This is a genomic window from Corynebacterium jeikeium (assembly GCF_028609885.1).
GTDB classification, from domain to species: Bacteria; Actinomycetota; Actinomycetes; order Mycobacteriales; family Mycobacteriaceae; genus Corynebacterium; species Corynebacterium jeikeium.
In genome coordinates, this window is the sequence record NZ_CP063195.1 from 109,917 (window position 1) to 134,110 (window position 24,194).

At 59.2% G+C, this 24,194-nt stretch carries 22 protein-coding genes and 2 rRNA genes; 15 read left to right on the forward strand and 9 right to left on the reverse strand.

Going from position 1 to position 24,194, the window contains the following annotated elements:
• Positions 1-87: 87 nt before the first annotated feature.
• From CJEIK_RS00485 to CJEIK_RS00505, 5 genes are all read left to right on the forward strand, one after another.
• Positions 88-3,163: ribosomal RNA gene (locus CJEIK_RS00485) — 23S ribosomal RNA — on the forward strand.
• 153 nt (positions 3,164-3,316) lie between these two features.
• Positions 3,317-3,434 (forward strand): 5S ribosomal RNA (gene rrf, locus CJEIK_RS00490).
• 88 nt (positions 3,435-3,522) lie between these two features.
• Positions 3,523-4,506 (forward strand): MFS transporter, encoded by a 984-nt coding sequence (locus CJEIK_RS00495; protein ID WP_115597302.1) that lies wholly within the window; start codon positions 3,523-3,525, stop codon positions 4,504-4,506.
• An 84-nt stretch (positions 4,507-4,590) separates the two neighbouring features.
• Positions 4,591-5,829 carry an IS256-like element IS3506 family transposase gene (locus CJEIK_RS00500; protein WP_011113078.1) on the forward strand — a complete coding sequence of 413 codons (1,239 nt, stop codon included), beginning with the start codon at positions 4,591-4,593 and terminating at the stop codon, positions 5,827-5,829.
• A 168-nt stretch (positions 5,830-5,997) separates the two neighbouring features.
• Complete coding sequence (locus tag CJEIK_RS00505) at positions 5,998-6,465, forward strand: MFS transporter (RefSeq protein WP_143336422.1); 468 nt, start codon at positions 5,998-6,000, stop codon at positions 6,463-6,465.
• Positions 6,466-6,477: 12 nt separating this feature from the next.
• On the opposite strand, the gene CJEIK_RS00510 is transcribed toward CJEIK_RS00505, so the two are convergent.
• The gene (locus tag CJEIK_RS00510) at positions 6,478-7,419 is read right to left on the reverse strand and encodes a pseudouridine synthase (RefSeq protein ID WP_005297332.1); all 942 of its coding nucleotides are present in this window, start codon (positions 7,417-7,419) and stop codon (positions 6,478-6,480) included.
• Between the two features lie 96 nt (positions 7,420-7,515).
• Between CJEIK_RS00510 and CJEIK_RS00515 the strand changes: the two genes are divergently transcribed.
• From CJEIK_RS00515 to CJEIK_RS00525, 3 genes are all read left to right on the forward strand, one after another.
• Positions 7,516-7,671, forward strand: coding sequence for a hypothetical protein (locus CJEIK_RS00515; protein ID WP_162145167.1), 156 nt, complete (start codon positions 7,516-7,518; stop codon positions 7,669-7,671).
• A 162-nt stretch (positions 7,672-7,833) separates the two neighbouring features.
• Positions 7,834-8,745 (forward strand): universal stress protein, encoded by a 912-nt coding sequence (locus tag CJEIK_RS00520; RefSeq protein WP_005297327.1) that lies wholly within the window; start codon positions 7,834-7,836, stop codon positions 8,743-8,745.
• A 142-nt stretch (positions 8,746-8,887) separates the two neighbouring features.
• A complete protein-coding gene (locus CJEIK_RS00525; RefSeq protein WP_005297324.1) occupies positions 8,888-9,643 on the forward strand; it encodes a TetR/AcrR family transcriptional regulator in 756 nt (251 codons plus the stop codon).
• Here the strand turns inward: CJEIK_RS00525 and yidC are convergent.
• Positions 9,640-10,569 (reverse strand): membrane protein insertase YidC, encoded by a 930-nt coding sequence (gene yidC / locus CJEIK_RS00530; RefSeq protein WP_011272850.1) that lies wholly within the window; start codon positions 10,567-10,569, stop codon positions 9,640-9,642. The two genes, CJEIK_RS00525 and yidC, sit on opposite strands and share 4 nt — an antisense overlap.
• A 79-nt stretch (positions 10,570-10,648) precedes the next feature.
• On the opposite strand from yidC, the gene CJEIK_RS00535 reads away from it, so the two are divergent.
• Positions 10,649-11,449, forward strand: coding sequence for a class E sortase (locus CJEIK_RS00535; RefSeq protein ID WP_005297320.1), 801 nt, complete (start codon positions 10,649-10,651; stop codon positions 11,447-11,449).
• The gene (locus CJEIK_RS00540; protein ID WP_005297318.1) at positions 11,450-11,644 is read left to right on the forward strand and encodes a hypothetical protein; all 195 of its coding nucleotides are present in this window, start codon (positions 11,450-11,452) and stop codon (positions 11,642-11,644) included.
• A gap of 26 nt (positions 11,645-11,670) precedes the next feature.
• On the opposite strand, the gene CJEIK_RS00545 is transcribed toward CJEIK_RS00540, so the two are convergent.
• From CJEIK_RS00545 to CJEIK_RS00560, 4 genes are all read right to left on the reverse strand, one after another.
• Entirely contained in the window at positions 11,671-12,216 is a 546-nt protein-coding gene (locus CJEIK_RS00545) for a DUF2020 domain-containing protein (RefSeq protein WP_005297317.1), read from the reverse strand.
• 75 nt (positions 12,217-12,291) lie between these two features.
• On the reverse strand, positions 12,292-12,636 hold the full coding sequence (locus CJEIK_RS00550) for a histone-like nucleoid-structuring protein Lsr2 (RefSeq protein ID WP_005297315.1): 345 nt from the start codon (positions 12,634-12,636) through the stop codon (positions 12,292-12,294).
• Between the two features lie 266 nt (positions 12,637-12,902).
• Positions 12,903-14,675, reverse strand: a complete 1,773-nt coding sequence (locus CJEIK_RS00555; RefSeq protein ID WP_005297313.1) for an alkaline phosphatase D family protein — start codon at positions 14,673-14,675, stop codon at positions 12,903-12,905.
• A gap of 70 nt (positions 14,676-14,745) precedes the next feature.
• Positions 14,746-15,372 carry a DUF6474 family protein gene (locus CJEIK_RS00560; RefSeq protein WP_005297311.1) on the reverse strand — a complete coding sequence of 209 codons (627 nt, stop codon included), beginning with the start codon at positions 15,370-15,372 and terminating at the stop codon, positions 14,746-14,748.
• 416 nt (positions 15,373-15,788) lie between these two features.
• On the opposite strand from CJEIK_RS00560, the gene CJEIK_RS00565 reads away from it, so the two are divergent.
• A complete protein-coding gene (locus tag CJEIK_RS00565) occupies positions 15,789-17,228 on the forward strand; it encodes a TM0106 family RecB-like putative nuclease (protein WP_005297307.1) in 1,440 nt (479 codons plus the stop codon).
• 15 nt (positions 17,229-17,243) lie between these two features.
• A complete protein-coding gene (gene msrA, locus CJEIK_RS00570) occupies positions 17,244-17,972 on the forward strand; it encodes a peptide-methionine (S)-S-oxide reductase MsrA (RefSeq protein ID WP_005297304.1) in 729 nt (242 codons plus the stop codon).
• Positions 17,973-17,991: 19 nt separating this feature from the next.
• Here msrA and CJEIK_RS00575 read toward each other — a convergent pair whose 3' ends face one another.
• Together CJEIK_RS00575 and CJEIK_RS00580 are read right to left on the reverse strand one after the other, a co-directional pair.
• Entirely contained in the window at positions 17,992-18,756 is a 765-nt protein-coding gene (locus tag CJEIK_RS00575) for an LppP/LprE family lipoprotein (protein WP_005297301.1), read from the reverse strand.
• Between the two features lie 284 nt (positions 18,757-19,040).
• Positions 19,041-19,643: a superoxide dismutase gene (locus CJEIK_RS00580; RefSeq protein ID WP_005297298.1), complete on the reverse strand. Its 603-nt coding sequence runs from the start codon at positions 19,641-19,643 to the stop codon at positions 19,041-19,043.
• Positions 19,644-19,877: 234 nt separating this feature from the next.
• Here CJEIK_RS00580 and CJEIK_RS00585 point away from each other — a divergent pair, with 234 nt between their 5' ends.
• The 3 genes from CJEIK_RS00585 (at position 19,878) to CJEIK_RS00595 (ending at position 22,787) form a co-directional block, all read left to right on the forward strand.
• Complete coding sequence (locus CJEIK_RS00585; RefSeq protein ID WP_050760860.1) at positions 19,878-20,858, forward strand: L-lactate dehydrogenase; 981 nt, start codon at positions 19,878-19,880, stop codon at positions 20,856-20,858.
• A 110-nt stretch (positions 20,859-20,968) separates the two neighbouring features.
• On the forward strand, positions 20,969-21,880 hold the full coding sequence (locus CJEIK_RS00590; protein ID WP_005297294.1) for a glycerophosphodiester phosphodiesterase: 912 nt from the start codon (positions 20,969-20,971) through the stop codon (positions 21,878-21,880).
• Between the two features lie 34 nt (positions 21,881-21,914).
• On the forward strand, positions 21,915-22,787 hold the full coding sequence (locus CJEIK_RS00595) for a DUF5926 family protein (protein ID WP_370510489.1): 873 nt from the start codon (positions 21,915-21,917) through the stop codon (positions 22,785-22,787).
• 38 nt (positions 22,788-22,825) lie between these two features.
• On the opposite strand, the gene CJEIK_RS00600 is transcribed toward CJEIK_RS00595, so the two are convergent.
• Positions 22,826-24,169: an LCP family protein gene (locus CJEIK_RS00600; protein ID WP_115597301.1), complete on the reverse strand. Its 1,344-nt coding sequence runs from the start codon at positions 24,167-24,169 to the stop codon at positions 22,826-22,828.
• Between the last annotated feature and the right edge of the window lie 25 nt (positions 24,170-24,194).

The window sequence follows — 24,194 nt, forward strand, 5'->3', positions numbered from 1 at the left end:
GATTTTTTGTTTGAAATCATTTTTGTTCACGCGCTGATTACATGAATGTTTTGTTTGTGTGGTTGGTGTGTGGGTGTCTTAGTATTGTGTGTTGTCTGTGAAGGGCGCACGGTGGATGCCTTGGGCATGATAAGCCGATGAAGGACGTGGAAGGCCGCGATAGTCCTCGGGGAGTTGTCAATCGAGCGTTGATTCGAGGGTGTCCGAATGGGGAAACCTGGCCACAGTTGTGTGTGGTCGCTGCATGGATGAATTCATAGTCTGTGTGGTGGTAACGCGGGGAAGTGAAACATCTTAGTACCCGCAGGAGAAGAAAATAATAATGATTCTGCTAGTAGCGGCGAGCGAACGTGGATTTTGGCTAAACTGCATGCGTGTGATACCTGGCAGGGGTTGCGTGTGTGGGGTTGTGGGGTTGTGTTGTGCGGTGCTGCCATGCCGTGCCCCGGCATTGTGTGTTAGCGGAAGTGGTTTGGAATGGCCTGCCGTAGACGGTGAGAGTCCGGTACGTGAAAGCATGTGGTGTTGGGGTTGACATGATTTACCCGAGTAGCAGCGGGCTCGTGGAATCTGCTGTGAATCTGCCGGGACCGCCCGGTAAGCCTGAATACTTATTGTGACCGATAGTGTATGAGTACCGTGAGGGAATGGTGAAAAGTACCCCGGGAGGGGAGTGAAATAGTACCTGAAACCGTGTGCCTACAAGCCGTCAGAGCCTTTAGAGGGTGATGGCGTGCCTTTTGAAGAATGAGCCTGCGAGTCAGCGGCATGTCGCGAGGTTAACCCGTGTTGTGGGGTAGCCGTAGGGAAACCGAATCCTAATTAGGGTGTTTGTAGTGGCATGTCCTGGACCCGAAGCGGGGTGATCTACCCATGGCCAGTGTGAAGCAGCTGTAAGAGGCTGTGGAGGCGCGAACCCACTTAGGTTGAAAACTGAGGGGATGAGTTGTGGGTAGGGGTGAAAGGCCAATCAAACTCCGTGATAGCTGGTTCTCCCCGAAATGCATTTAGGTGCAGCGTCGTGTGTTTCTTGCCGGAGGTAGAGCTACTGGTTGGTTGAGCGGGACTATCATCTTAGCGACGTCAGCCAAACTCCGAATGCCGGTAAGTCAGAGCGCGGCAGTGAGACTGCGGGGGATAAGCTTCGTTAGTCGAGAGGGAAACAGCCCAGATCGCCGGTTAAGGCCCCTAAGAGTGTGCTAAGTGGAAAAGGATGTGGGATCGCGAAGACAGCCAGGAGGTTGGCTTAGAAGCAGCCATCCTTGAAAGAGTGCGTAATAGCTCACTGGTCGAGTGGTTCTGCGCCGACAATGTAGTGGGGCTCAAGTACACCGCCGAAACCGCGGAACTCAATCTTTTGGTTGGGTTGGTAGGGGAGCGTCGTGTGATCGTTGAAGCTGCCGGGTGACCGTGTGGTGGAGGTTATGCGAGTGAGAATGCAGGCATGAGTAGCGAATGATGCGTGTGAAACGTATCCGCCGGATGACTAAGGGTTCCTGGGTCAAGCTAATCTTCCCAGGGTGAGTCGGGTCCTAAGGCGAGGCCGACAGGCGTAGTCGATGGTTAACGGGTTGATATTCCCGTACCCGTGTGTGTGCGACCAATGGTGAATCAGTGATACTAACCGCCCTGAAGGATGCCACTCACACTTTGTGTGTGTGGTGTGTGGATGCGTGGGACCTGATCTGGTAGTAGCCAAGCGATGGGGTGACGCAGGAAGGTAGCCAAGCCACTTATTGGATTGTGGTGTAAGCGTGTGGCCCGCAGGAATTGGTAAATCCGTCCTGCATGTGGGTGAGGCGTGATGCGTACCCGTTGTGGGGATGTTGGTGATCCTATGCTGTCGAGAAAAGCCTCTAGTGAGTGCATGTACGGCCCGTACCGTAAACCGACACAGGTGGTCAGGTAGAGAATACTAAGGCGTTCGGGTGAACTGTGGTTAAGGAATTCGGCAAAATGGCCCCGTAACTTCGGGAGAAGGGGTGCCACTGCTGGTGAACGACGTGTTGAGCTGGTGGTGGTCGCAGAGAATAGAGGGAAGCGACTGTTTACTAAAAACACAGGTCCGTGCGAAGACGGTAAGTCGATGTATACGGACTGACGCCTGCCCGGTGCTGGAAGGTTAAGAGGACCTGTTAGATCCTTGTGGTCGAAGCGGAGAATTTAAGCCCCAGTAAACGGCGGTGGTAACTATAACCATCCTAAGGTAGCGAAATTCCTTGTCGGGTAAGTTCCGACCTGCACGAATGGCGTAACGACTTCCCTGCTGTCTCAACCACAGGCCCGGTGAAATTGCAGTACGAGTAAAGATGCTCGTTACGCGCGGCAGGACGAAAAGACCCCGGGACCTTCACTATAGCTTGGTATTGGTGTTCGGTTCGGTTTGTGTAGGATAGGTGGGAGACTGTGAAGTGGCCACGCTAGTGGTTGTGGAGTCGTTGGTGAAATACCACTCTGATCGGATTGGGCATCTGAACCTCGGCCCGTGATCCGGGTTAGGGACAGTGCCTGGTGGGTAGTTTAACTGGGGCGGTTGCCTCCCAAAGTGTAACGGAGGCGCCCAAAGGTTCCCTCAGCCTGGTTGGCAATCAGGTGTTGAGTGTAAGTGCACAAGGGAGCTTGACTGTGAGACTGACAGGTCGAGCAGGTACGAAAGTAGGGACTAGTGATCCGGCACCGGCTTGTGGAAGCGGTGTCGCTCAACGGATAAAAGGTACCCCGGGGATAACAGGCTGATCTTCCCCAAGAGTCCATATCGACGGGATGGTTTGGCACCTCGATGTCGGCTCGTCGCATCCTGGGGCTGGAGTAGGTCCCAAGGGTTGGGCTGTTCGCCCATTAAAGCGGCACGCGAGCTGGGTTTAGAACGTCGTGAGACAGTTCGGTCTCTATCCGCCGTGCGCGTTGAAACTTGAAGAAGGCTGTCCCTAGTACGAGAGGACCGGGACGGACATACCTCTGGTGGGCCAGTTGTCACGCCCGTGGCATGGCTGGTTGGCTACGTATGGGAGGGATAACCGCTGAAAGCATCTAAGCGGGAAGCCTGTTCTGAGATGAGGTTTCTTTTGAGGTTCCCTATAGATTATGGGGTTGATAGGCCGGATCTGGAAGTCATGTGAGTGATGGAGGTGACCGGTACTAATTAGCCGATGTTCAACACAAAAGCCACTTTTGTTGTGTGGTTGTTGCTGAGACGATTTCGAATTGTCGCTAAATTGTGCTCGCGTCTGTTATGCAGTGTCTGGAACGGCACTACACACCAGTAAGCCCCGGTTGTGGGGTTTGGTTGGGTGTGTGTTTTGTTCTGTTGTGGTTTGTCGGTGGTTGTTAGCGGTGGGGTCACGCCCGGTCCCTTTCCGAACCCGGAAGCTAAGCCTACCTGCGCTGATGGTACTGCACCTGGGAGGGTGTGGGAGAGTAAGTCACCGCCGGCACTAAAACTAAAAATTAAGGGAGTATGTACGTTTTAAATGTGCATACTCCCTTTTTTCATGCCCAAATGCAATTGCTAAAGTCTCATCTATGAATGCTCAGCCAGCTCTAAACACACCCCTCCAACGCTGGTTGCTACTAGCCGCAGTCGGCGTAGGTATTACCATCATTACGATCGACAACACCATCCTCTACACAGCGCTTCCGAGCCTCGTAGAAGATCTCGGTGCATCCAGCACCCAACAGTTATGGATTGTCAATATCTATGCAATTGTCATCGCCGGCTTACTACTCGGCACCGGAACCCTTGGAGACAAGATCGGGCATCGACGAATGTTCGTGGCGGGGCTTGTCATTTTCGGAATTGCTTCGTTCGTAGCAGCTTTCGCCCCTACCCCCGGGATTCTTATTCTCGGCCGCGCCTTGTTAGCAGTAGGTGGCGCTACGATGATGCCGTCTACGTTGTCGCTCATTCGGCTTACATTTTTAGATCCGGCAGAGCTAAACCTCGCAATCGGCATCTGGGGTAGTCTTTCAACCGTTTCCGCCGCTCTCGGACCTATCGCCGGCGGATTGCTTTTGGAACTGTATTGGTGGGGATCCTGTTTCCTGATCAACGTTCCCCTTGTTATCGCAGCGCTGATCGCTGTGCCTTTCGTCGCTCCGAAGGATCAGCCGCAACGGGATAAGCACTGGGACTTTATCTCTTCTTTCTACGCAATGGTCACCCTGGTAAGCGCAGTGATGCTCATCAAGGAGGGCAGTCACTCCCCGCAGAATTGGCCAGTTATTGGCATAGCAGCCATTACGCTCATCCTCGGCGGTTGGGCCTTTACTCGGCGTCAAAACAAACTAGACCAGCCGTTGATCACCCTTGACATCTTTCGATTCCCTGCGTTTCGCGCCGGCGCGTTGGGAGCAGCGCTTTCCATGTTTGCTCTTGCTGGCCTGCAGTACGTCATTACACAAAAACTGCAGCTTGCCGACGGCTTATCGCCGCTGCGCTCCGGCGTCTACGTGACATTCGCGGCCATTGGGGGGTTGCGTCCCTTAGTGTGGTGTAACGCTTGCTGATGGTGGATCCCGGAAAGTAGTGGGCGGCCACCGCCAGTTAGCCTTTCAACTCAACTACCACATCTCACCGAAAGGCCTATGACGATGACCGCTGCACCGTATTCTATCGACCCGACAACCTATCTGGATGATTTGCTGGCCCAAGCGTCTCCGGATTTGATGCGCCAGATGCTGCAAGGGTTTATCAACCAGATCCTCTCCGCCCAGGCTGACACCGTCTGCGGCGCCGAATACGGGGTTGTATCCACCGAGCGGGTCAACCACCGCAACGGGTATCGCCACCGCGACCTTGACACCCGTGTCGGCACGATCGACGTGGCGGTGCCGAAACTGCGCCACGGCGCGTTCTTCCCAGACTGGCTGTTAGAGCGCCGCTCACGAGCAGAACGAGCCTTATCGACTGTGATCGCCACGTGCTACCTTAAGGGGGTTTCCACCCGCAGGATGAATGATCTGGTGGCTACACTTGGGATTTCCAGCATGTCGAAATCGCAAGTCTCACGCATGTCAGAAGAACTCGACGACATGGTCGCAGACTTCAAAAACCGCCCACTAGACCCCGGCGGGTACGCCTTTTTATCGTGCGATGCGCTCACGATCAAAGTCCGTGAAGGCGGCCGGGTGGTCAAATGCTCAGTGCTGCTTGCCACCGGAGTCAACGCCGACGGGTATCGCGAAATGCTCGGCATGCACGTCGCCACCGCGGAATCCAACGCGTCGTGGAAAGGCTTCTTCCAGGACTTAAAAGCCCGCGGACTTACTGGGGTATTCCTTATCACCAGTGATGCCCACGAAGGCATCCAGCACGCCATTTCCGAAGTGCTGCCCAATGCGTCGTGGCAGCGGTGCCGCACCCATTTCGCGAAGAACCTCTACGAAAAGGTCCCGAAAACACAATGGCCGATGGTCTCTGCGATGTTCCAGACAATCTTCCAGCAACCTGACGCCACATCCACTTGGGCTCAAGCCCGCGAAGTTGTCGACCTACTGGAGCCGAAATTCCCTCACGTCGCGGCGTATTTGGAGGAATCACTCGATGAAGTACTGGCGTTTACCGCAGTGCCGAAACCAGTCTGGACGAAGGTGTGGTCAAACAACCCCACAGAACGGTTAAACCGAGAGATCCGCCGGCGCACCGACGTCGTCGGCATTTTCCCAAACCGTGAATCCATCATCCGGCTTGTCGGTGCGGTCCTAGCCGAGCAACACGACGATTGGATCCAACAAAAACGCTACATGTCACTGACCGCACTCGAACACACCAAGCACCTCATGCACCACCCAGGAGAACATCGTGACGACCACCACCAGCTAACCGCCTAACCAAGCCCCGAACTTCATATCGAGCCGAAAGCACAAACGGCTACACCACTACACCGGACTTGACCCATTGGGGCCCTTTTCTCGTCTATTTATGCCGGTGCTCGTTTAGCGCGCTTCGGAATCAGGCGACTGATCGCTGGCGGCTTCGGACTAGCCACCATCGGTGCGGTGATTGTGTGTCTTTATGGTCTTTGGGAGTCGACGCCCCTACTGCTCGGCGGCCTGTTTATTAAGGGTATGGGGTTGGGCGCGGTGATGGCGGTAGCCTCCATCGCCATGATCTCTGGCGTACCCAGCCATCGTGCAGGCATGGCCTCCTCAGTGGAGGAAGTCAGCTACGAGTTCGGCTCCCTGACGTCCATTGCTGTTCTCGGTAGCTTGGTGACGGCCTTCTATTCGGCACTGATTACTCTGCCAACCGGTGCTCCCGAGGAGGCTGCGGACAGCTTGCACGCCGCCGTGCATCTTGCGCATTCTTCAGACGCCAGCTGGGCGGAACCGCTGATAGCTGCCGCAGACACGGCCTATTCCCATGCCTTCGCGCTGATTACAGTCTTGGTCGTGGTGGTTTTGGCGGCCGGCTGCCTCTACACAGCCCGTATCCTGCGGGGCGTAACTGTGGAGCTGCAGGACTGATCTCGCAGATGGCTAGAAGCGGCTGACGAACTTCCGCTCCTGGCCACTCAAAGGGTCGGGGAAGCGGAGCTCCTTGGCGATAAGCCCCATTGGGGAGGAAAAGTCCTCGTCCTCCACGTAGACCGGCCGGGGCGTAGGGGCGTCAATAGAAAAGAGCGCCGCGTCTGTGAGTTCGGTGTACAAGGGATCATTCAGAATCGGCAGACCAAGCGAACGGAGGACGACGCGCAGCTGGTGGGTCTTGCCGGTGTGGGGTTCCAGACGCCAAACAAGAATCTTTCGCCCCTCGCGCCACTCCGTGCGCAGCCCTGTGACCAGGGTAAGAGCATTGGGTGACCCGTCGGTAAGGATGGTGCTGAGGTGCCCGCGCGTCTTCGACATGCTGTGCTCCAGACGCCACGGACGCTCAGGCGTGGGCGGATCCCACGAGCGCCAGTCAGCTAGTGGAGCGATGGGAGCGAATGGAGCCTCCTCAGGCAGGGGAGTCAGTGCCTCGTAAACCTTGTGGGGGATTCGGCGCTCGAACATCGTCTGGTAAGCGCCGCGGATCTCTGGGCGGGCGGTCATCAACAGCACGCCGCGAGTGAGGCGATCGAGGCGGTGAGAGGGGGAGAGCTCCGGGATACCGAGCTGTACCCGTGCTTTGACCAGTGCCGTCTCGGTGATGTGCTGTCCCCGCGGGAGAGTAGCCAAGAAAGGCGGCTTATCCACCACGACGATATCCGCATCCTGGTGCAGTACTGCGATCTCGCCGGGGACGGGACGCTCCGGGGCAGGGCGGCGGTAGAAATTGATAAAGCTACCGGGACGCAGAACGTCGTCCGGGGCGAGTGCCTCGCCTGAATCCAGGCACACTTCGCCTGCAGCGAAGCGATCTAAAACGGCGCTAAAATTATCATCTTCTGCGCGGTGGCGCTGGGAGGAAATAAGGTGCCACAAAAAATCTTTTGCCACCCACGGCGTGTCGGTAGCTGGGGGAACAAGAATCCGCGTAGGATTTAGTCCCTTTTTTACTGGTAATGGTCCCATCAATCCGTTATGCTACCCGGCATGGATATTGCTGCAATTACCGGTTCCCTGTCTTCCCTGTTCAAGAGCGAGCTTGGCGGTGTTCTGCTGAACATCTTCCGCACGCTCCTCGAGTTCTTCTCCCCGTCCAACGCCCCCGGCGCTGAGGACGTTCCGCTGCCCGACACCCAGGCCTAGTTCCTCAATCTAAAATCTAAATTCTCACCCAAAGGGCGCCCGAATTGTCCCGAGAATAGGGGCAAAAGGGCGCCCTTTCTGCATTGATTAGCGCTTTTGAGGATAATGGGAGGTGGTAGAGGATCAATCAAATAATGCCCTTGCAAGGAAGGATCGTTTCCCATGGCTACCACGAGCGATAAGGAAATCATCGTCGCAGTTGATGGCTCAGACGCCAGCAACGAGGCCGTCAGGTGGGCTGCGAACGCCGCCCTGAAGCGCAAGCAGCCGCTGAAGCTGGTCAGCGCTTACACCATGCCGCAGTTTATGTACGCCGACGGAATGGTTCCGCCGCAGGAGCTCTACGACGAGCTTGAGAGTGAAGCCGGCGACAAGATCGAGAACGCCCGCAGGATCGTCACCGACTTCAGCACTGATGTCGAGGTCAGCTACCTGGTCAAGGAAGGCGCCCCGATTGATACCCTGCTGGATCTCTCCGAAACTGCGGAGATGATCGTCATGGGTTCCCGCGGCCTAGGCGGACTCTCGGGCCTGGTCATGGGTTCCGTCTCCAGCGCTGTTGTCTCCCACGCCGAATGCCCGGTCGTGGTTGTGCGCAGGGACAACGACGTCACCGTCGACAACAAGTACGGTCCGGTCGTGGTCGGCGTAGACGGTTCTGAGGTTTCCCGCCAGGCACTACAGATTGCGTTCCGCGAGGCGGAGGCACGTGGCGCCCTGCTGCGCGCAGTGCACTCCTGGACCGACACGCAGATCCACACCACCTACGTTGGTCTGGTGGATGCTCAGAACCAGATGGATCGCATGATCGTCGAGCGTCAGAACATGATGGAAGACGAGCTGAAGGAGCTCATCAAGGAGTACCCGAGCGTACAGGTGGAGGAGATCGTTGAGCGCGAGCGCCCGGTGCAGTCCCTCACCGAGGCGGCAAAGGATGCCCAGCTGCTGATCGTTGGCTCTCACGGTCGCGGCGGATTCAAGGGCATGCTCCTGGGTTCCACCTCCCGCACCCTGCTGCAGTACGCACCGTGCCCGATGATGGTTGTCCGTCCGAAGGACAAGAAGCGCAAGTAAGCCAACGTAACTAGCGGTCGCCACCGGCCGTATAATGCAAATCCTGTAGAGTCCAAAGGGCTCTACAGGATTTTGTAGACTTGAGCGAGTAATCGCGCCACAAGCCGAATAACAGGGATGACAGGACTAAGGAGAAAAGTAGATGGCAACGGCAGAGGATAAACCCCGCACGGCGGGCTCCGCGGCCTCTACTAACTCCTCGGCCAAGGCAGCAGCCAAGACATCGGGAGCAAAGACGGCCAAGAAGGTCGCGAAGAAGACGGCCAAGAAGACCGGTAAGGCCACAAAGCAGACAGCGCGTTCCAGTCGACGTAACCGTCCTGGACCGCGCCAAAGGCTGCTGGCAAGCGCGACGAACCTCTTTACCACGCAAGGCATCCGTGTTATCGGCATCGATCGCATCCTGCGAGACGCAGACGTGGCGAAGGCCAGCCTGTATTCCCTATTTGGATCGAAGGATAATCTGGTTGTCGCCTACCTGCAGGAACTGGATGAGAAGTGGCGCGCCGATTGGCATGCGCTGGCGGATCAACGCGAAAAGCCAGAGGATCGCATCATCGCGTTCTTTGACCTGTGCATTCAGCAGGAACCAGACAACAACTTCCGTGGATCTCACTTCCAGAATGCGGCCAGCGAGTACCCGCGCCCCGAAACCGATTCGGAGCAGCGCATTCGCGACGCGGCGATGGAGTATCGCCGCTGGTGTCGCGACACGATGGCAGAGTTGTTAACCGAACGTTTTGGCTATGCCTCGCAGACACTGGCAGACCAGCTGATGGTGTTCATGGACGGTGGGCTTAACGGAGCGAAAATGTCCCGCAACACCGTGCCGTTGGAAACCGCGCGCGGCCTGGCGAAGCAGCTGCTGCTGACGGCTCCGATGAGCTACAACATCTAGCTATTCCGCTTGGCCTTCCGCGCGAGCTTCTTCTCCTTCTTTCGCTCAACCAGCTGGTTCTTCATCAGCTTGTGGTGCTCCAGGAATTCATCTGAGTAGGGGATCTTGCGGTCCAGGATCCGCTGAATGGTGATCGTCTGGGTAGTGGTCCACAGGTTATTACCCACCCAGTAGATCATCAGCGCTACGGGACCGACAGCCCCCAAAGCGATGGTGAACGGGGCGAGCAGTACGACAGGTCCAATCAGCCACATCATCTTCAGTAGCCCGCGAGCTAATCCCGAATTGTGGTCCACCGTGAGGTAATTCCGGTACATGGAATAACCCCAGTTAGAGGTGGTGAAAATTGCCGCCAAAATCGCCATAGGGAACACCACCCAAAAGACCTGCTCCTTAGTGGTGTGAATTTCCGCGAACTGCGAATCCGCCATCTGTACATAAGCGGCCATAGGAACTCCGAAGAGCTTCGCGGAAAGTAATGATTGGACTTCCTCGGCATTCAGAGGGCCAAAGCCGTTGACGGAAGCATTGATCTCCGGGTCCGGGCTGGTGACGTGGATGAGCATGCGGTACAGGCCCAGCAGAACCGGAATCTGGATAAGCGCGGGAATACAACCATCGGAGAACCGATATTCGTGTTCCTTCTGTAGCTCACGTCGCCGCTTGCCTAACTCCTTGCGACCTTCCGCTGATTTATCGTCGCTGTATTCCTGCTCCAGCCGATAAACCTTCGGTCGGATGTTAACCAAAATACGGCTGGAATAAGACTGCCGATAAACGAAGGGTAAAAGCAGCGATCGGACGGTGACGATCAAAAGCACAAGTGCCAGCAACCAAGATTGCGCTGCATCCCAGCCGAAAATGTCTGCAAAAAGGTAATGCCATGCCTTCAGGAATAAAGCAACGGGATACTCGACAATCTTCATGGAGGTGAGCTTACCCGCCATGGACGGTAGCTGCGGGACACGGTAGGGGAACCCCCTGAAACGTAGTACGATGTGACGCATGGCGCGACACCGACGACAGGCGAAAACACGACTCGATCCGATTAGTGTTTTCGGCGAGGTCTTAATCACCTTTGGCGTCCTTGCACTGCTCTTCGGATTCTGGGATGTTTTTTGGACGGACATCCAATCTGGCCGTCAACAGGCCGCCGTCGCCCAGGAGCTGGATAACCAGTGGGACGATAAGAACCCCCGCCCGCTCACTGAACCGGCCGAAGGCACAGCCTTTGCACGTCTTTTCATTCCTTCTTTTGGCTCGGACTTTAACTTTTCCGTGGTTAAGGGAGTTTCCGATGAGGATCTCACCAAGGGGCCGGGCCACTACCAGGAAACACAGGCGCCCGGTAAGCCGGGTAACTTTGCGATGGCCGGCCACCGCGTGGGGCGCGGCTCCCCATTTAACGACCTAGGCCTGCTGAAAACCTGCGATTCTGTGGTGGTGGAAACTGCAGGTAGTTGGAATATTTACCGCGTGCTGCCAATCGATGTAGCCCCAGGTGATCGTCAGGCGGAGGCTGAGAAATGTATGCCCCCAGAGCTGGCGAAGAAGATCTCCAGCGGCGAATACGCGGGCGTCAACGGCCGCTACATCACCACCCCCAGCGACGTTAACGTGATCAATCCTGTCCCCGGCCAGCAGCGCGTCGAAGTTCACCCGAAGGACGATGCTGCGCTGTTGACCATGACGACCTGCCACCCGCAGTTTTCCAACAAGCAGCGCATGATCGTCCATGCGGCGTTGGTCCGTTCGGAGCCGAAGAAGGGCGGAGAGCTGCCCGAGGAATTGACGAAGGGAGCTTAAATGTACGCGATGTTGTGGCGTAACCTGCCGGGGCCCTGGTGGGTCAAGCTGCTGATCGTCCTGGTGCTGCTGGTGGGCATCTTCTTCCTCCTTATGGAGGTAGTGTTCCCCTGGATCGGGCCGATGATGCCCTGGACGGACGTGGAGGTCTCCGAGGGGCTGCTGCGGGTCGCCACTGGAGGGGCTGCTACTTAAGCTTTAGCACCGCAGCTCTAGCACCGCTAGAGCTTGAGATTCTTGATCGTCTCCTCGGCGATCTTCTGCGCCTTTACGGACTGCTCCTGTGCCGTGGTAACCACCACGGCCGTCTCGTCCTTCCACACTGCGTACACCGCACCGGATTGCCCGTCGCCACCACGGCGCCCGCCGCTCCACCCCTCCGGCTCGAGGGCCTTAAGAGTGGAATCGATTGGCGCGGCATGGTCCACTACCGCGATTGCATCGGAGTTGGTTCGCATGTGGCGCACCATCACCGTGGCCTGCGGGTAGTCTTCGTAGGACCAGAAAACGCATGCAGGAGGGTCGAAGCGTTCATCCGTGCCCGTGCCAGTCAGGCGCTGGCCATTTGTGTTCTGCAACCATTCGCCGTCCAGGTATGGGCAAACCTCTTGGCCGCCCTGCCCCACTGGCTCCGGGGCAGCGTCAATTGGCAGTTCCGTTCCCTTCACCGGGTCGACGGTGCGCTCTGCGGAGGTTTCGGAGGTTGGCTCGTCGGTCTCTGTGCTCCCGCAGGCACTGGCGCTAAAGGCCAGTGCGATGCCTGCCACGAGCGCTAGGGAAGCTCTTTTTACTTTGTGACGCCCCAATTTCGGCAACCTTGAATCCTTCAAAAAGAGTAGCGTTTACTTGCCCTGAGCTTTTTCAAACTTTTCAATAACGTCGGCCGAAATACGGCCACGTTCAGATACCTCAACGTTGTTTTCGCGTGCCCATTCACGGATCATACGGTTGCGCTCCGGATTGGAGTTGCGGCCAGTGGTGCGACGGCCGGCGCTGCCGCGAGTCCTGCGGCGGGCAACCTGAATGTAGGGTTCCAACGCCTTTTCGAAAGCCTCGCGGTTCTTGGCGGACAAATCCAAAGTGTAATCAATTCCATTGACACTGAAATCAACGACGTTGACCTCGTCCTCGGAAAGTGGGGCATTGTCAAGGTCGTCGAAGAACTGGGTAATTTCACGGCGGGCCATCGGGGCATTCCTTCCATTCGAAATGATTGTTGCCTGTAGTTTCCAGGCTGTTGCTTGCGCTGCCTGCGTTACCGGCGCTACTTGCAATATTTAGTGAGTGGATATTCGCACACCAGTCTAACTCATTAAAGACAAAACTCAATGGCGAGTTTTGTTTAAAGCTAAATTATCTGTAAAGGTGCTGGAAAGGTGGCGTCATTAAGAAAAGAAAAGATAAAAATACCCCCAGGTGGGCACCTGGGGGTAATACGACGCTTTAGCGGTTTTTAGCGAGCGGAGTGCTTAGCAGGGTCGATGCGCACGGTGGAGGTGTGGATTCCCTCGCCCCACTTCGCGGTGGCGGCCTTGCCGAAGTGCAGTGGCTGGTTTGGCTGTAGCTTGCCGTCTGGGCCGAGGAAGATCCAGTTGGCGTCCACGGCATCCTTCGTGACACGCACGACGGTGTAGCCGTGGGAGTCGAAATCTAGGTACTTCACGTGGCGGTTCATGTTGGTGAAGGCGTACTCCACGGTGTGAGACAACGCGTTATCCTCCGGCAGCTTCAGAATGTCGTCGATGTTGGAGGAGGTAACGGAGGTGCAGACGATCTCCACGCCGGCAGTGCCGCCGTTCGGGTAGGTTCCCGGCTTGGCCGGAATGTCATTGGCCCAGGAGGAGTGGATGTCGCCGGTGAGCCAGACAGTGTTGCGGATCTTGTTGTCCACCAAATACTTGATTACACGGCGACGCTCGGCGGCGTAGCCATCCCACTGGTCGAAGTTGTAGGGCATGCCTTCTTCCGGCAGTCCCAGAAGCTGGGTGACGGCCTTGGTGGCCTCCGGGTCCAGCGGCGGAATCAGGACCGGGCTGAACATCACAGAGTTGCCGATGAGGTTCCATCGGGCCGTGGAGGTGGACAGCTTCTTGGTCAGCCAACCGAACTGCTCAGAGCCCAGCATGGTGCGGGACTCATCGTCGGTCTTGCGGGCGGAAGTGAAGCCGGGCTTTTCGTTGCGGTAGGTGCGCAGATCCAGCATGTTCAGCTCGACCAGGTTACCGAAGGACAGGTTGCGGTAGATGTGGCCCTGCTTGGAAACCGGGGTGGCGCGGATTGGCAGCCACTCCAGGTATGCCTGCATGGCGGCGTTGCGGCGGGCGATGAAGTCGCCCTCCTTGTCTGCCTGGTGGTTCTCCGCGCCGTGCGACCAGTTATCGTTGGCGACCTCATGGTCATCCCAGGTAACGATCCACGGGCAGGCAGCATGCGCGGCCTGCAGGTCCGGGTCGGTGTGGTGCAGGGCGTAGCGCTGGCGGTAGTCGGCCAGGGAGACGATCTCGTTGGCCGGCTCGTGCAGGCGGACAGAGCCGGTCTTACCGGTGTACTCACCGCGCGGGTACTCGTAGATGTAGTCGCCGACGTGCAGCGCGTAGTCGATGTCGCCGCGCTTGGCCATATCGCGGTAGGCGCTGAAGAAGCCGGCTTCCCAGTTAGAGCAGCTAAACAGCGCGAATCGCAGTTCGGAAACATCGGCGCCCTTGGCTGGTGCGGTACGGGTCTTGCCTACCGGGGAAGTCTGGTCCTTGCGAGGGCCGTCGACAGTGATGAAGCGGTAGAAGTAGCCGGTGTAGGGCTTTAGGCCACGGGCTTCTACCTTCACGGTCATGTCGCTGGATGGCTCTGCCTTGGCGGTGCCGGAAGTGACGATCTGGGTGAACTTTTCGTCGCTGGCGACCTCCCACTTCACAGTGGTGGCCTGGCCTCGGCCATCGCCCGGGTAGTCGTTTTCGTTAGAGGTCACGCGAGTCCACAGCAGGACGCTATCCGGGTATGGGTCGCCGGAAGCAACGCCGTGCTGGAAGGCCTGCTTGCCCATCTTCTTGTTGATGGGCGGGTTCGCGGGCTTGGCGGACCCCAGCGGCGCGGCAGAGGCAGTGGAGTTGGCGGCAACGGCGCCGATGCCGACGGCAGCTGCACCAGCGGCGCTGGTCTGTAGAACCTGGCGGCGGGTGAACTGGCCGGACTGGGCCGGGGTGGAATTATCCTGAGGCTTCTTCGTCATAGCCCAATAAAACCACGCGCAAACGGGTTTCGCTGGGCAAGTTCCCCCCAGCTTGAGCTAGCTCGAGTGCCTACTTGCGCTTGGCCTTAATCTGGGCCTCTACCAGATCCAGTTCATTGGATACGGAGCGCAGCACTCGCTTTGCCTGACCTTCGCTCATGGACCGGGAGTTCTCAACGGCCGTGTCTAGGTCGTCCATACGCTCGGAGATGTCCTTGGCGAAGCCGGTAGGCACGCCGTCATCCAAAGACCTACGGATCTTCTTGATACGCGCTTGCTGCAGGCCGCCATCGCCCGGGAACTGCGCGGTTGCCTGGGTGGCCAGGCCGCTGCGGCGGGCCGCAGAGCTATTAGATGCCTCCTGCAGGGCAGTCATGCCACGGTAGAACAGCGGGATGGCAAAAGGTGCGGCAACGCGGGCGGCGCCAGCGACCTTCAGTACGTTCTTGGAGTTGAAACGACCGGCCTTGATCTGCTCCAGCGAGGCCTTCGCCATCTTCTCGTTGTGCTTGCGCTGCGCCTTGAGTTCCTTGGCATCCAACTTGCGTACCTGCTTGGCCGTCTTGCGCAGGTAGGCCTCCTTGCGCTTCTCCAGCTTCGAGTCGGCCTTTACCTGTGCCTTGGCGCGAACCTTCGCTGCCTTCTCGATGGCCTTCTTTTCCTGACGGCGCTTGCGCATACCGCTGAGCAGTCCCATGTCACTCCGATGCGAATTGATCTGTCTTGATCTGTCTTACTGTTCAACCAGATTACTTAAGAAACATCTTTACTGTACTTGCTTCACTGTACTCCGACACCCCGAGGCAGAAGCTCAACCCTTTAGGGAGGCGCGCAGCCAGCCTCAGGGACGCGCTAGGCTTAGAAACTATTGTGAGTGTGAGCCTGCCTGAAGATCTTCCGCCGCTCGGCCCTAGCGACCTCGTGGGCTGCCGCCACCGTGCGGTACTGCGGCGTCATCAGAATCGGCGCTCCACAGAACAGCAGGAACCACCTGTTGCCCCGCGCATCCATACCGCGCAGGATCTCGAGGCCTACGTGGAGTCCGTTCAGCACAAAGCCACCGCGGCGCTCCGCCGGGAACAGGTGTTTCGCTGTCTGCCGAGTAGGCCGCGGATGGGCGACAAAGTGTTCCCCACCAGGGTGGATATCGACCCTAGCGAGCCCGACACAGCCGTTGAGCAGACCTTGGAGGCACTGGCTTCGGGCGCTCGCCTGATCACCCGTCCCGTGTTGGCCGAAGGTCCTTTCCGGGTGGAGCTGGACCTGCTGGTTCGCGCGGACCTTGGCAAGGGGGTCGACGAGTTTATGCAGTACACCCCTGTCGCCATCTCCTCGCACTCCGTGGCACGTCGCGCGCGGGCTACGCAGCTGGCGGACTGTCGAGTGGCGGACATAGGTGCGCTGGGCTTGGCCGTGCCGGCGCCTATCGACTTCCGCCACCGCGCTGCCGCCGGAGACGCCCAAAAAGTGGCCATTGCCCACGTTGTGCTGCGGAAGTGGGGCTTTGCCGCCAGCGCCGTCGCGCTGATCGGGCGCGCCGGGCCGGGTAGGCCTCGTTGCTTCTTTTTTGACGCCCCCTCTGTCCTCCCCGGCCTGCAGGCCGCGTTGGAGGAACCGATCCCGACCGAGCCACGCAGAATCAAGGAATGCCAGACCTGCGAGTTTCATAATCACTGCCGGGCCCAATTGCTGCAAAGCCAGGAGATCAGCCTGCTGCTGCCGGGGGACAAGGCCCGCAAGTGGCGGGAAAAAGGGATAGAAACTCTGCCGCAGCTGGCGGCCTCCGGTAACGGGGAACAGTCAGAGCTGGCACAGGCCTGGATGGACGGGCAAGTGGCCCTTCGCCGCCCGAAGAAAAACTGGCTGGAGCAGCCGGAGCTTTGGGGCGGTAGCGCGCGGAACGCCGCCGGGGCCTTGCGCGACTGGGTGGAGATCGACGTGGACATGGAGGCCCACCCCAACCGTGGCACTTTCCTTTGGGGTACTTTCGACGGCTCGCGCTACATCGGGTTTGGGGATTTCAGCCGGGACGGCGATGAAGGCCAACACGTCGCCGAGTTCTGGCACTGGCTGCAATTGCAGAAGGATCGCGCTCTGGAGAAAGGAAAGAACTTCCAGGTGTGGGTGTATGCCGCGCAGGGGGAAAACTACTGGCTGCGCCATGCCGCCGAGCGTTACGGCGGGCACCGTTACGAGGTCGCGGGCACCAACGTGAAGGTGACCATGCCCACGTTGGAGGAGGTGAATGCCTTCATCGCCTCCGAGCACTGGTGCGATTGCTTCGGCCTGGTGAAGAAGGCGCTGGCGCCCACGGACTCGCTGGGGCTAAAGACGGTGGCGCCGCTGGCGGGATTCGAGTTCAGCCAGGCGGGCATCAACGGCAAGGCAGCGGTGGAACTATTTGAGCAGGCCATCGGCGGATCCCGCACCACGGCGCAGGCGGCCAGGCGTAAGCTGGAGCGCTACAACGCCGACGACTGCGTGGCGACCTCGGCGGTTCGCGCCTGGCTGCGCCGGGGCGCGCCGGGCCTGCGGGAACTGCGGCGTCAATAAGAAAGAGGACAAGGCATGACGAACTTCTTCGACCGCATTATGGCACTCAACAGCAAAGGACCGTACCGGGCCGAAAGAGTCGGGCCGGAGGATGCACTGAAGGGCGGACGGACGCCCGTACTGGAGAATCCGCAGCCGAACGTAGTTCTGGGAACGCCACTGACCGGCCTGGAGGATAGCTATTGGGCCGAGGCCGATGGGCTAGAGCAACCCGCGCAAATCGTTCTGGGGCTGGGCTGCTTCTGGGGTGTGGAGCGCATGTTCTGGGGCGTGGACGGAGTGTGGGGAACCTCCGTAGGCTACGCCGGTGGCTACACCCCAAACCCCACCTACCGCGAGGTCTGCACCGGGCGGACCGGTCATGCGGAGGTGGTGCGGGTTATCTTTGACGCCGCCGCGGTGAGCCTGGAACAACTGCTGCAGATCGCCTTTGAGAACCACGATCCTACGCAGGGGGACCGGCAGGGCAACGACGTGGGCACGCAATACCGTTCGTGTGTGTACACGCAGGATGCTGAACAGTTGGGACGCGTGCGGCAGGCCATCGCAGGCTGGCAGCAGCGCTTTAGTGACGCGGGCTTCGGGGAGATCACCACGGAAGTGGCCGAGCTGGCGGACATTGGCGACGGTCAGTACTACCTGGCCGAGGACGAGCACCAGCAGTATCTACACAAGAACCCCGGCGGGTATTGCAACCACGGTTCAAATGGCGTGAGTTGCCCCGTCGGGGTGCTGGGGGACTAGCGAGCCAGCAACTTTGGCTCTACTTGGAGAGGTTCTGGTTCGGAATGCGCCCCTCCGGAACGACCTTGCCGCCGTCCCAGCGGAAGGTGACGTCTGAGTAGTACTTGCCAGCATTCGCATTGGCATCGCCGGACTCTTGCAGTGCCTCCCAGTCGCGCATGCGCACGGTGACGGAGGAATCCGTGTCGGAAAGGATCTCCGTCTGCTGGATTGTGTCGGAGCCAACGCCGATGTACTTGCCCTTGTGGAAGAGCATCAGCTGGGTCGCAAACTGGCTATTGCCCTGCTGCGCCTGGGTGATCAGTGCGTAACTGAGGTCGTTGCAGGGGTTGTAGTTCGACTGGCCCGTGGGCTTCCAGCCGAACTGGTTCGGCGGCAGCTTGCTGATGTTGTTCGTGATCTCCGGGGAGTTCGGCTGTTCGGAGCAATCCTTGTTGCCACCGTCAGCGCCAGTACCAGCATCGCCACCTTCGGCATTCTCGCCTTCGGCGGGGTTCGGCGCAGCAGCGTTCTCGGTGTTTGCCTCCGCTGCTGGGTCGCTGCCTCCCTCTGGCGCTTTGTCCTTGTCGGCGTTTTCGCCGTCCGCGGCTTGGGCGCTGGAGGTTGCGGATGCAGAGGGAGCGCCCTCATTGTCGTCATTGCTGTCATCACCGCAGGCGGCGGTGCCCAGCAGGAGGCCGGTCAGGGCGACCACGGCGCCAAGCTGGCGGCTGCGGCGTGTGCCGCGCGTGCTCTGGGGGTCGGGGGAGTGGTTGGAACGGATGGTTCGTACGTGAGCCTTCATTGTTCTTCTCCAATCTCAGGTGGGTGTGTAGGTGACTTGCGGGCCAGCCGTGTAAAACCCAGTCGAGCGCGTGAGCTGAGTGAGTACTCGTTTAAGGGATCGTTCGTATAGCCCGGAGCGTTTCTAGGTACGCAAAAAGCCCTGTATCAAATGGCCGGAAAACCTCCGGCGGATACAGGGCTAGCTCTATTTAGTTTTCAGTGCTAGAAGGCGCTTACAAAGGCGCCCCTTGAGTCAGCTTTACTGCTGGGCTACTACTGAGCTACTGCTGGGCTACTGCTGGGCTATTTCTGGGCAGCCTCGTAGCGCTTTGCAACCTCGTCCCAGTTGAAGACGTTCCAAACAGCCTTTACGTAGTCTGCCTTAACGTTCTTGTACTGCAGGTAGAAAGCGTGCTCCCACATATCCAGCAGCAGCAGCGGGGTCAGGTTGATGGACAGGTTGCCCTGCTGGTCGGTCATCTGCTCGATAACCAGGCGGCCAGCGATGTGGTCGTAGCCCAGGACTGCCCAGCCGGAGCCCTGCAGGCCCAGAGCAGCGCCGTTGAAGTGCTCCTGGAATGCCTCGAAGGAGCCGAAGTCGCGGTTGATAGCCTCAGCCAGCTCGCCGGTCGGCTCGCCGCCACCGTTCGGGGAGAGGTTCTTCCAGAACAGGGAGTGGTTGGTGTGGCCACCCAGGTTGAACGCCAGGTCCTTGGACAGTGCGGTAACTACGCCAGCGATGGAGCCGTCCTTGCGTGCAGCCTCCAGCTTTTCGAGGGCAGCGTTAGCGCCGTTAACGTAGTTCTGGTGGTGCTTGGTGTGGTGCAGCTCCATGATCTCGCCGGAGATGTGGGGCTCCAGAGCGTCGTATGCGTAATCCAGTTCGGGGAGTTCGTACTTAGCCATAGTTTTTAAAGTTCCTTTCACACGTCGGAAGTGCTTATGACAACAAGTGTGACGCGAAAATATAGTTCCTGCAAGGTTTTCTATTAGGAACTTTTTATTTATTGACGCTATATCTCAAAAGTTCAAACATCAGAAATTCTTGAGGTGAGCGTGTCTGAGCGTAGCGCTATCCTGGCCGTGGGCGTCAAAGAGAACGCAGGCACCTACAGGGCAACCAAAAGGAAGAAGGCCACCATGACTGCTCCACAACCGCACACCATTACACCCCCGACCCCCGGCTCCAAGATCGTGCTCATTGGAGCGGGTGACGTCGGCATCGCCTACGCATACACCCTGGTCAATCAAGGTTTGACCGACCACCTGGCAATCATCGACCTGGATGAGCGCAAGACCTGGGGCCACGTACAGGACCTCAACCACGCAGTGCCGTGGTCCCACCACAACACCCGCGTGACAGTCGGCACCTACGAGGACTGCCGCGATGCCGCGATGGTCTGCATCTGCGCGGGCGCGGCGCAGAAGCCGGGGGAGACTCGACTGGACCTCGTTGCCAAGAACACCGCAATCTTCAAGACGATCGTCGGCGACGTGATGGAACACGGCTTCAACGGTATCTTCCTGGTCGCCAGCAACCCGGTGGACATTTTGAGCTACGCGACGTGGAAGTTCTCCGGCATGGACTCCAGCCGCGTGATCGGCTCCGGCACGATTCTGGATACCGCGCGCTTCCGCTATGCGCTGGGCCGCTACTTCGACCTCGCGCCGACCTCCGTGCACGCCTACGTGATCGGCGAGCATGGAGATACTGAGTTGCCGGTGCTTTCTGCCGGTTCGGTGGCGGGTACCTCCATCCGCCACCGGCTGGAGAAGATGGGTGAGTCTGCCGACGAGGACGTCGACGAGATCTTCGTGAAGACCCGTGACGCGGCCTACGAAATCATCCAGGCCAAGGGCTCCACCAGCTTCGGCATTGGCATGGGGCTGGCTCGCATTACCCAGGCGGTGTTCAGCAACCAGGATGTCGTGCTGCCGATCTCCACCCTTTTGCAGGGTGAGTACGGTTTCGAGGACATCTACATCGGCACCCCTGCGGTGGTTAACCGCCAGGGTGTGCGCCACGCTGTGGAGCTGCAACTGGATGCCGAGGAAAAGGAGAGGTTCGACCACTCCGCGAATGTGCTGCGCAAGGTAATGGGCGAGGCCGGGCTGATTTAGGCCGGGCGGCTTTAAGCAGCGCTGCATTTAAGTAAACAATAAGTGAAACTTGGAGGCTGCGGGGCGTGCGCGGATGCCGGTTGCACGCTGGCGCATTACAAATAGAGGGTATGAGAATCGTCGCCCACCGCGGAGCCTCCAAGGAACGCCCAGAACACACCCTGGCAGCCTATGAACTGGCCGAGCAACGAGGCGCGGACGGCTTCGAATGCGACATTCGCCTGACCCGCGACGGGGAGCTCGTCTGCCTGCACGACCGCACAATTGACCGGGTGGCGGTGGACAAACCCGCGAAATCCAGTGGTGTGGTCAGCGAGATGACATTGGCGCAGCTGCGGGAACTGAATGTCGGAACTCCCGAGGAACCCGCGCAGGTGCTTACTCTGCGCGAACTTCTGACCTTCTTTAACGACGTGAACTCCTCGCGGATCGACGCCAAGCAGGAGCACAGCCAGAGGGCGGAGGCGGCTGGTGCTGAAGAGGGGGCGTCACTAAAGAAAGACATCTTTATCGAGACCAAGCACCCGAACCGCTACGGCCCCAAGGTCGAGCACGCCCTGCACTACGAACTGCAGCGGGCGCACCTGGCGGAGAGCGCGCATGTGCACCTGATCAGCTTCAGCCCGCAATCGCTGGTGCGTTTCAAGATGATCAATCCAGCGGTCCACCGTATCCTGTTGCGACGCGAGTACCAGCGGATGCTCAACCCGGGACTGGAGGCACTACATGTTGTGGACGCCCACGGCTTGTCGGTCGCACGTGGTCGGATTCGCCCCGACATTATCGGCCGCTTTGGCGATGGAACCTACGTGTGGACTGCCGACAAGGAAGACGAGGTGCGGTGGGCGGCGCGCCAGGGCGTGACCTGGCTGGCAACGAACTACCCCGGGCGGGCACGGATGTGGCGCGACAGCGAGCTAGGGCTGGACAAGCTGGGGCCCGAAAGGTTGAGGGTAGCCAGCGAAACCAGTGCTTCTGCGTTTTCCTTGGTGCAGCCAGGTACAATTAACGACCGTGGCTAAGAAGAAAAAGAACCAAGACAACCTGCCCGAGGGCATGAGCCGCCGCCAGGCGAAGCTCGCCGCCCGCGCCGCGGAGCGCGCGAAGCTGCAGAAGGATCCGCGTCCCTTTGATGGTTTCGCCATGGAGGCCGACCTCATCGCCCTGCAGGAATTCGTCCCCTCGGCGCACTTTGTCGCCGACGTGAAGGACTCTGAGCACAAGATCTCCGTCGTTACCGTTCTGCCCGGTGCGGTTGCAGCGCTGCGCCGCTCGGAGGAAGACGGCGGCGAGGCTTTTGTTGCACTGCAGACTCAGCGTCGTGGTGACAACCCGAACCGCGACCTGGCATACGCCCTGAACTGGGTAAAGCAGGCCGAGCCGGGGCAGTCCTTGGAGGTCGGAGTGGCCGACGGTACCGAGCCCGCCCTGGCGGACATCCTGAACAAGGATGCAGCCTCGGAGATCACCGTCGCTCAGGACTTCGGCTGGTGGCTGACCGAGGAAAACCGCAACAACCCGCAGATTGCTGCTACGCTGCAGCGCGCTAACGACTCCGTGCTGCCCTCTGAGCGTGTGGAGGCGGATATCAAGGGCGCCGCGTGGTGGATCGACCCGTCCGACAAGGCGCACATCCGCTGGGTTCGCCAGGAGCGTGAGGAGGAGCTGCTGAACGCACTGGCTCGCCTGCACGCCGCTGGTGAACTAAACCTGGGCGAGGGCTCCAAGTTCGCCGGTGTATTCCGTACTCACGGCATCCTGGTTCCGGTGTGGGACCTGGACCGCAGTCGCGAGGCCGCTTCCTGGAAGGAAGGGCTGGAGGCTCTGGACTCGAAGATCGAGGAAGCCCTGGCTAAGGATGCTCAACTGACCGCCGATGAGCAGAAGGCTAAGCAGACCATTCAGTCTCGAGAGGTCACCATCCGCTAGTAGCCGCTGGTTAGCGGCTAGCCCTGACTAGCCTCTCGCTAACGCAGCTTCGCGAACATCTCCTCTGCGCCGGCATCGTCCCACAGTGCGACGTTGCCGGCGTAAGTGTCTTCGTAGCCCGCGATGGGCACAGTCTCCTGCTTTGCACCACCGGCCATGGCCAGCCCCAACGAGGCGAGGTTCCACACGTGGTCGTCCTCGTTGACTGTCATGTTGGCGCTGAGGGCATCGGCGACCTTCAGGTTTTTAAACGGGTTCAACAGGGTGCCGGGGGACTTGATTTTCTTGGACAGCGCGGCCAGGAACTTGCGCTGGCGCTCCACGCGGTCCAGGTCGCCCTGGGCCGAGGTGTAGCGTGAGCGAACATAACCCAGTGCGGTCGGCCCATCCAGTTCCTGGCAGCCCGCCTGCAGGTTGATGCCTGCCATCGGATCCTCCAAGGGTTCATCCAGGCACATTTCCACGCCACCAACTGCGTCTACGACATTGGCAAAACCACCGAAGCCGATCTCTGCGTAATGGTCTAGGTGGATGCCCGTCGCCTGCTCTACGGTCTGCTGCAGTAGCGCCGGTCCACCGATAGAAAACGCTTGGTTGAGCTTGTTCTTTCCGTTGCCGGGGATGTCGACCCAGCTGTCGCGCGGCAGCGATAGCATGGTTGCCTCCCCGCCGAAGCGGGGGATGTGTACCACCATGATCGTGTCTGTGCGTCCCACCGAATCGTTTAGCTCTCCGGCCATGAGGCGGTCGGCATCTTCCTTGCTTAGGCCAGCGCGGGAATCCGAACCAACCAGCAGCCAGTTGGTGCCGGAGGTTCCACCCAGGCGACCGTCGTAATCCTGCAGAGCATCGGTGCGTTGCAGTTTCGTATCGATCCACACTGCCGCACCGATGCTAAAGGCCAGCACGATGACCAACAGCAGGCCTAGTGCCTTGAAGAAACCGAAGCGCTTGCGCCTCTTCGGTCGCGAGGCAGTCAGCCCACGGGGGCGCCGAGTGGAGCGCGGGGGTTCGCCTCCGCCAGAGCGAGCTCTGCCAGGACGCTCGGTGTAGCCGCCGAATTGCGGTTCGCCGAAAGGCTGCCCCGGCTGCGGTCGGTAGCCCCGGTTAGCATCAAGGCCGACATCGCGCGGCGGAATCGGCTCGGCTCGGCGGTAGCGCGGCCGTTCGGGTTGCTGCGGGATCTCGCGGCGTTGGGGTTCACTGTGCTCGGCGGGGCCGCTGTTGCTGGGAGGGATGACGCCCTTACGCACCGGCCGCCCGTAGCGGTCCAGTAGGGGCTTGCCGTGCCGATCCCGGGCGATCTCCGTACCTCCGGCGCCATCCGTTCCACCGGAATTGTTGGCGGGGCGGCGGGAGCCGAAATTATCGCGAGAATTCATGGGGACAATAATAACGGGTTCCGGG

What these genes read in the sequence shown, in the direction of transcription:
- CJEIK_RS00495 (WP_115597302.1), top strand. Translation starts at nt 3,523, where the DNA reads ATGAATGCTCAGCCAGCTCTAAACACACCCCTCCAACGCTGGTTGCTA.
- CJEIK_RS00500 (WP_011113078.1), top strand. Translation starts at nt 4,591, where the DNA reads ATGACCGCTGCACCGTATTCTATCGACCCGACAACCTATCTGGATGAT.
- CJEIK_RS00515 (WP_162145167.1), top strand. Translation starts at nt 7,516, where the DNA reads ATGGATATTGCTGCAATTACCGGTTCCCTGTCTTCCCTGTTCAAGAGC.
- CJEIK_RS00520 (WP_005297327.1), top strand. Translation starts at nt 7,834, where the DNA reads ATGGCTACCACGAGCGATAAGGAAATCATCGTCGCAGTTGATGGCTCA.
- CJEIK_RS00525 (WP_005297324.1), top strand. Translation starts at nt 8,888, where the DNA reads ATGGCAACGGCAGAGGATAAACCCCGCACGGCGGGCTCCGCGGCCTCT.
- yidC (WP_011272850.1), bottom strand. Translation starts at nt 10,569, where the DNA reads ATGAAGATTGTCGAGTATCCCGTTGCTTTATTCCTGAAGGCATGGCAT.
- CJEIK_RS00535 (WP_005297320.1), top strand. Translation starts at nt 10,649, where the DNA reads ATGGCGCGACACCGACGACAGGCGAAAACACGACTCGATCCGATTAGT.
- CJEIK_RS00540 (WP_005297318.1), top strand. Translation starts at nt 11,450, where the DNA reads ATGTACGCGATGTTGTGGCGTAACCTGCCGGGGCCCTGGTGGGTCAAG.
- CJEIK_RS00550 (WP_005297315.1), bottom strand. Translation starts at nt 12,636, where the DNA reads ATGGCCCGCCGTGAAATTACCCAGTTCTTCGACGACCTTGACAATGCC.
- CJEIK_RS00555 (WP_005297313.1), bottom strand. Translation starts at nt 14,675, where the DNA reads ATGACGAAGAAGCCTCAGGATAATTCCACCCCGGCCCAGTCCGGCCAG.
- CJEIK_RS00560 (WP_005297311.1), bottom strand. Translation starts at nt 15,372, where the DNA reads ATGGGACTGCTCAGCGGTATGCGCAAGCGCCGTCAGGAAAAGAAGGCC.
- CJEIK_RS00565 (WP_005297307.1), top strand. Translation starts at nt 15,789, where the DNA reads ATGGGCGACAAAGTGTTCCCCACCAGGGTGGATATCGACCCTAGCGAG.
- msrA (WP_005297304.1), top strand. Translation starts at nt 17,244, where the DNA reads ATGACGAACTTCTTCGACCGCATTATGGCACTCAACAGCAAAGGACCG.
- CJEIK_RS00575 (WP_005297301.1), bottom strand. Translation starts at nt 18,756, where the DNA reads ATGAAGGCTCACGTACGAACCATCCGTTCCAACCACTCCCCCGACCCC.
- CJEIK_RS00580 (WP_005297298.1), bottom strand. Translation starts at nt 19,643, where the DNA reads ATGGCTAAGTACGAACTCCCCGAACTGGATTACGCATACGACGCTCTG.
- CJEIK_RS00585 (WP_050760860.1), top strand. Translation starts at nt 19,878, where the DNA reads ATGACTGCTCCACAACCGCACACCATTACACCCCCGACCCCCGGCTCC.
- CJEIK_RS00590 (WP_005297294.1), top strand. Translation starts at nt 20,969, where the DNA reads ATGAGAATCGTCGCCCACCGCGGAGCCTCCAAGGAACGCCCAGAACAC.
- CJEIK_RS00595 (WP_370510489.1), top strand. Translation starts at nt 21,915, where the DNA reads ATGAGCCGCCGCCAGGCGAAGCTCGCCGCCCGCGCCGCGGAGCGCGCG.
- CJEIK_RS00600 (WP_115597301.1), bottom strand. Translation starts at nt 24,169, where the DNA reads ATGAATTCTCGCGATAATTTCGGCTCCCGCCGCCCCGCCAACAATTCC.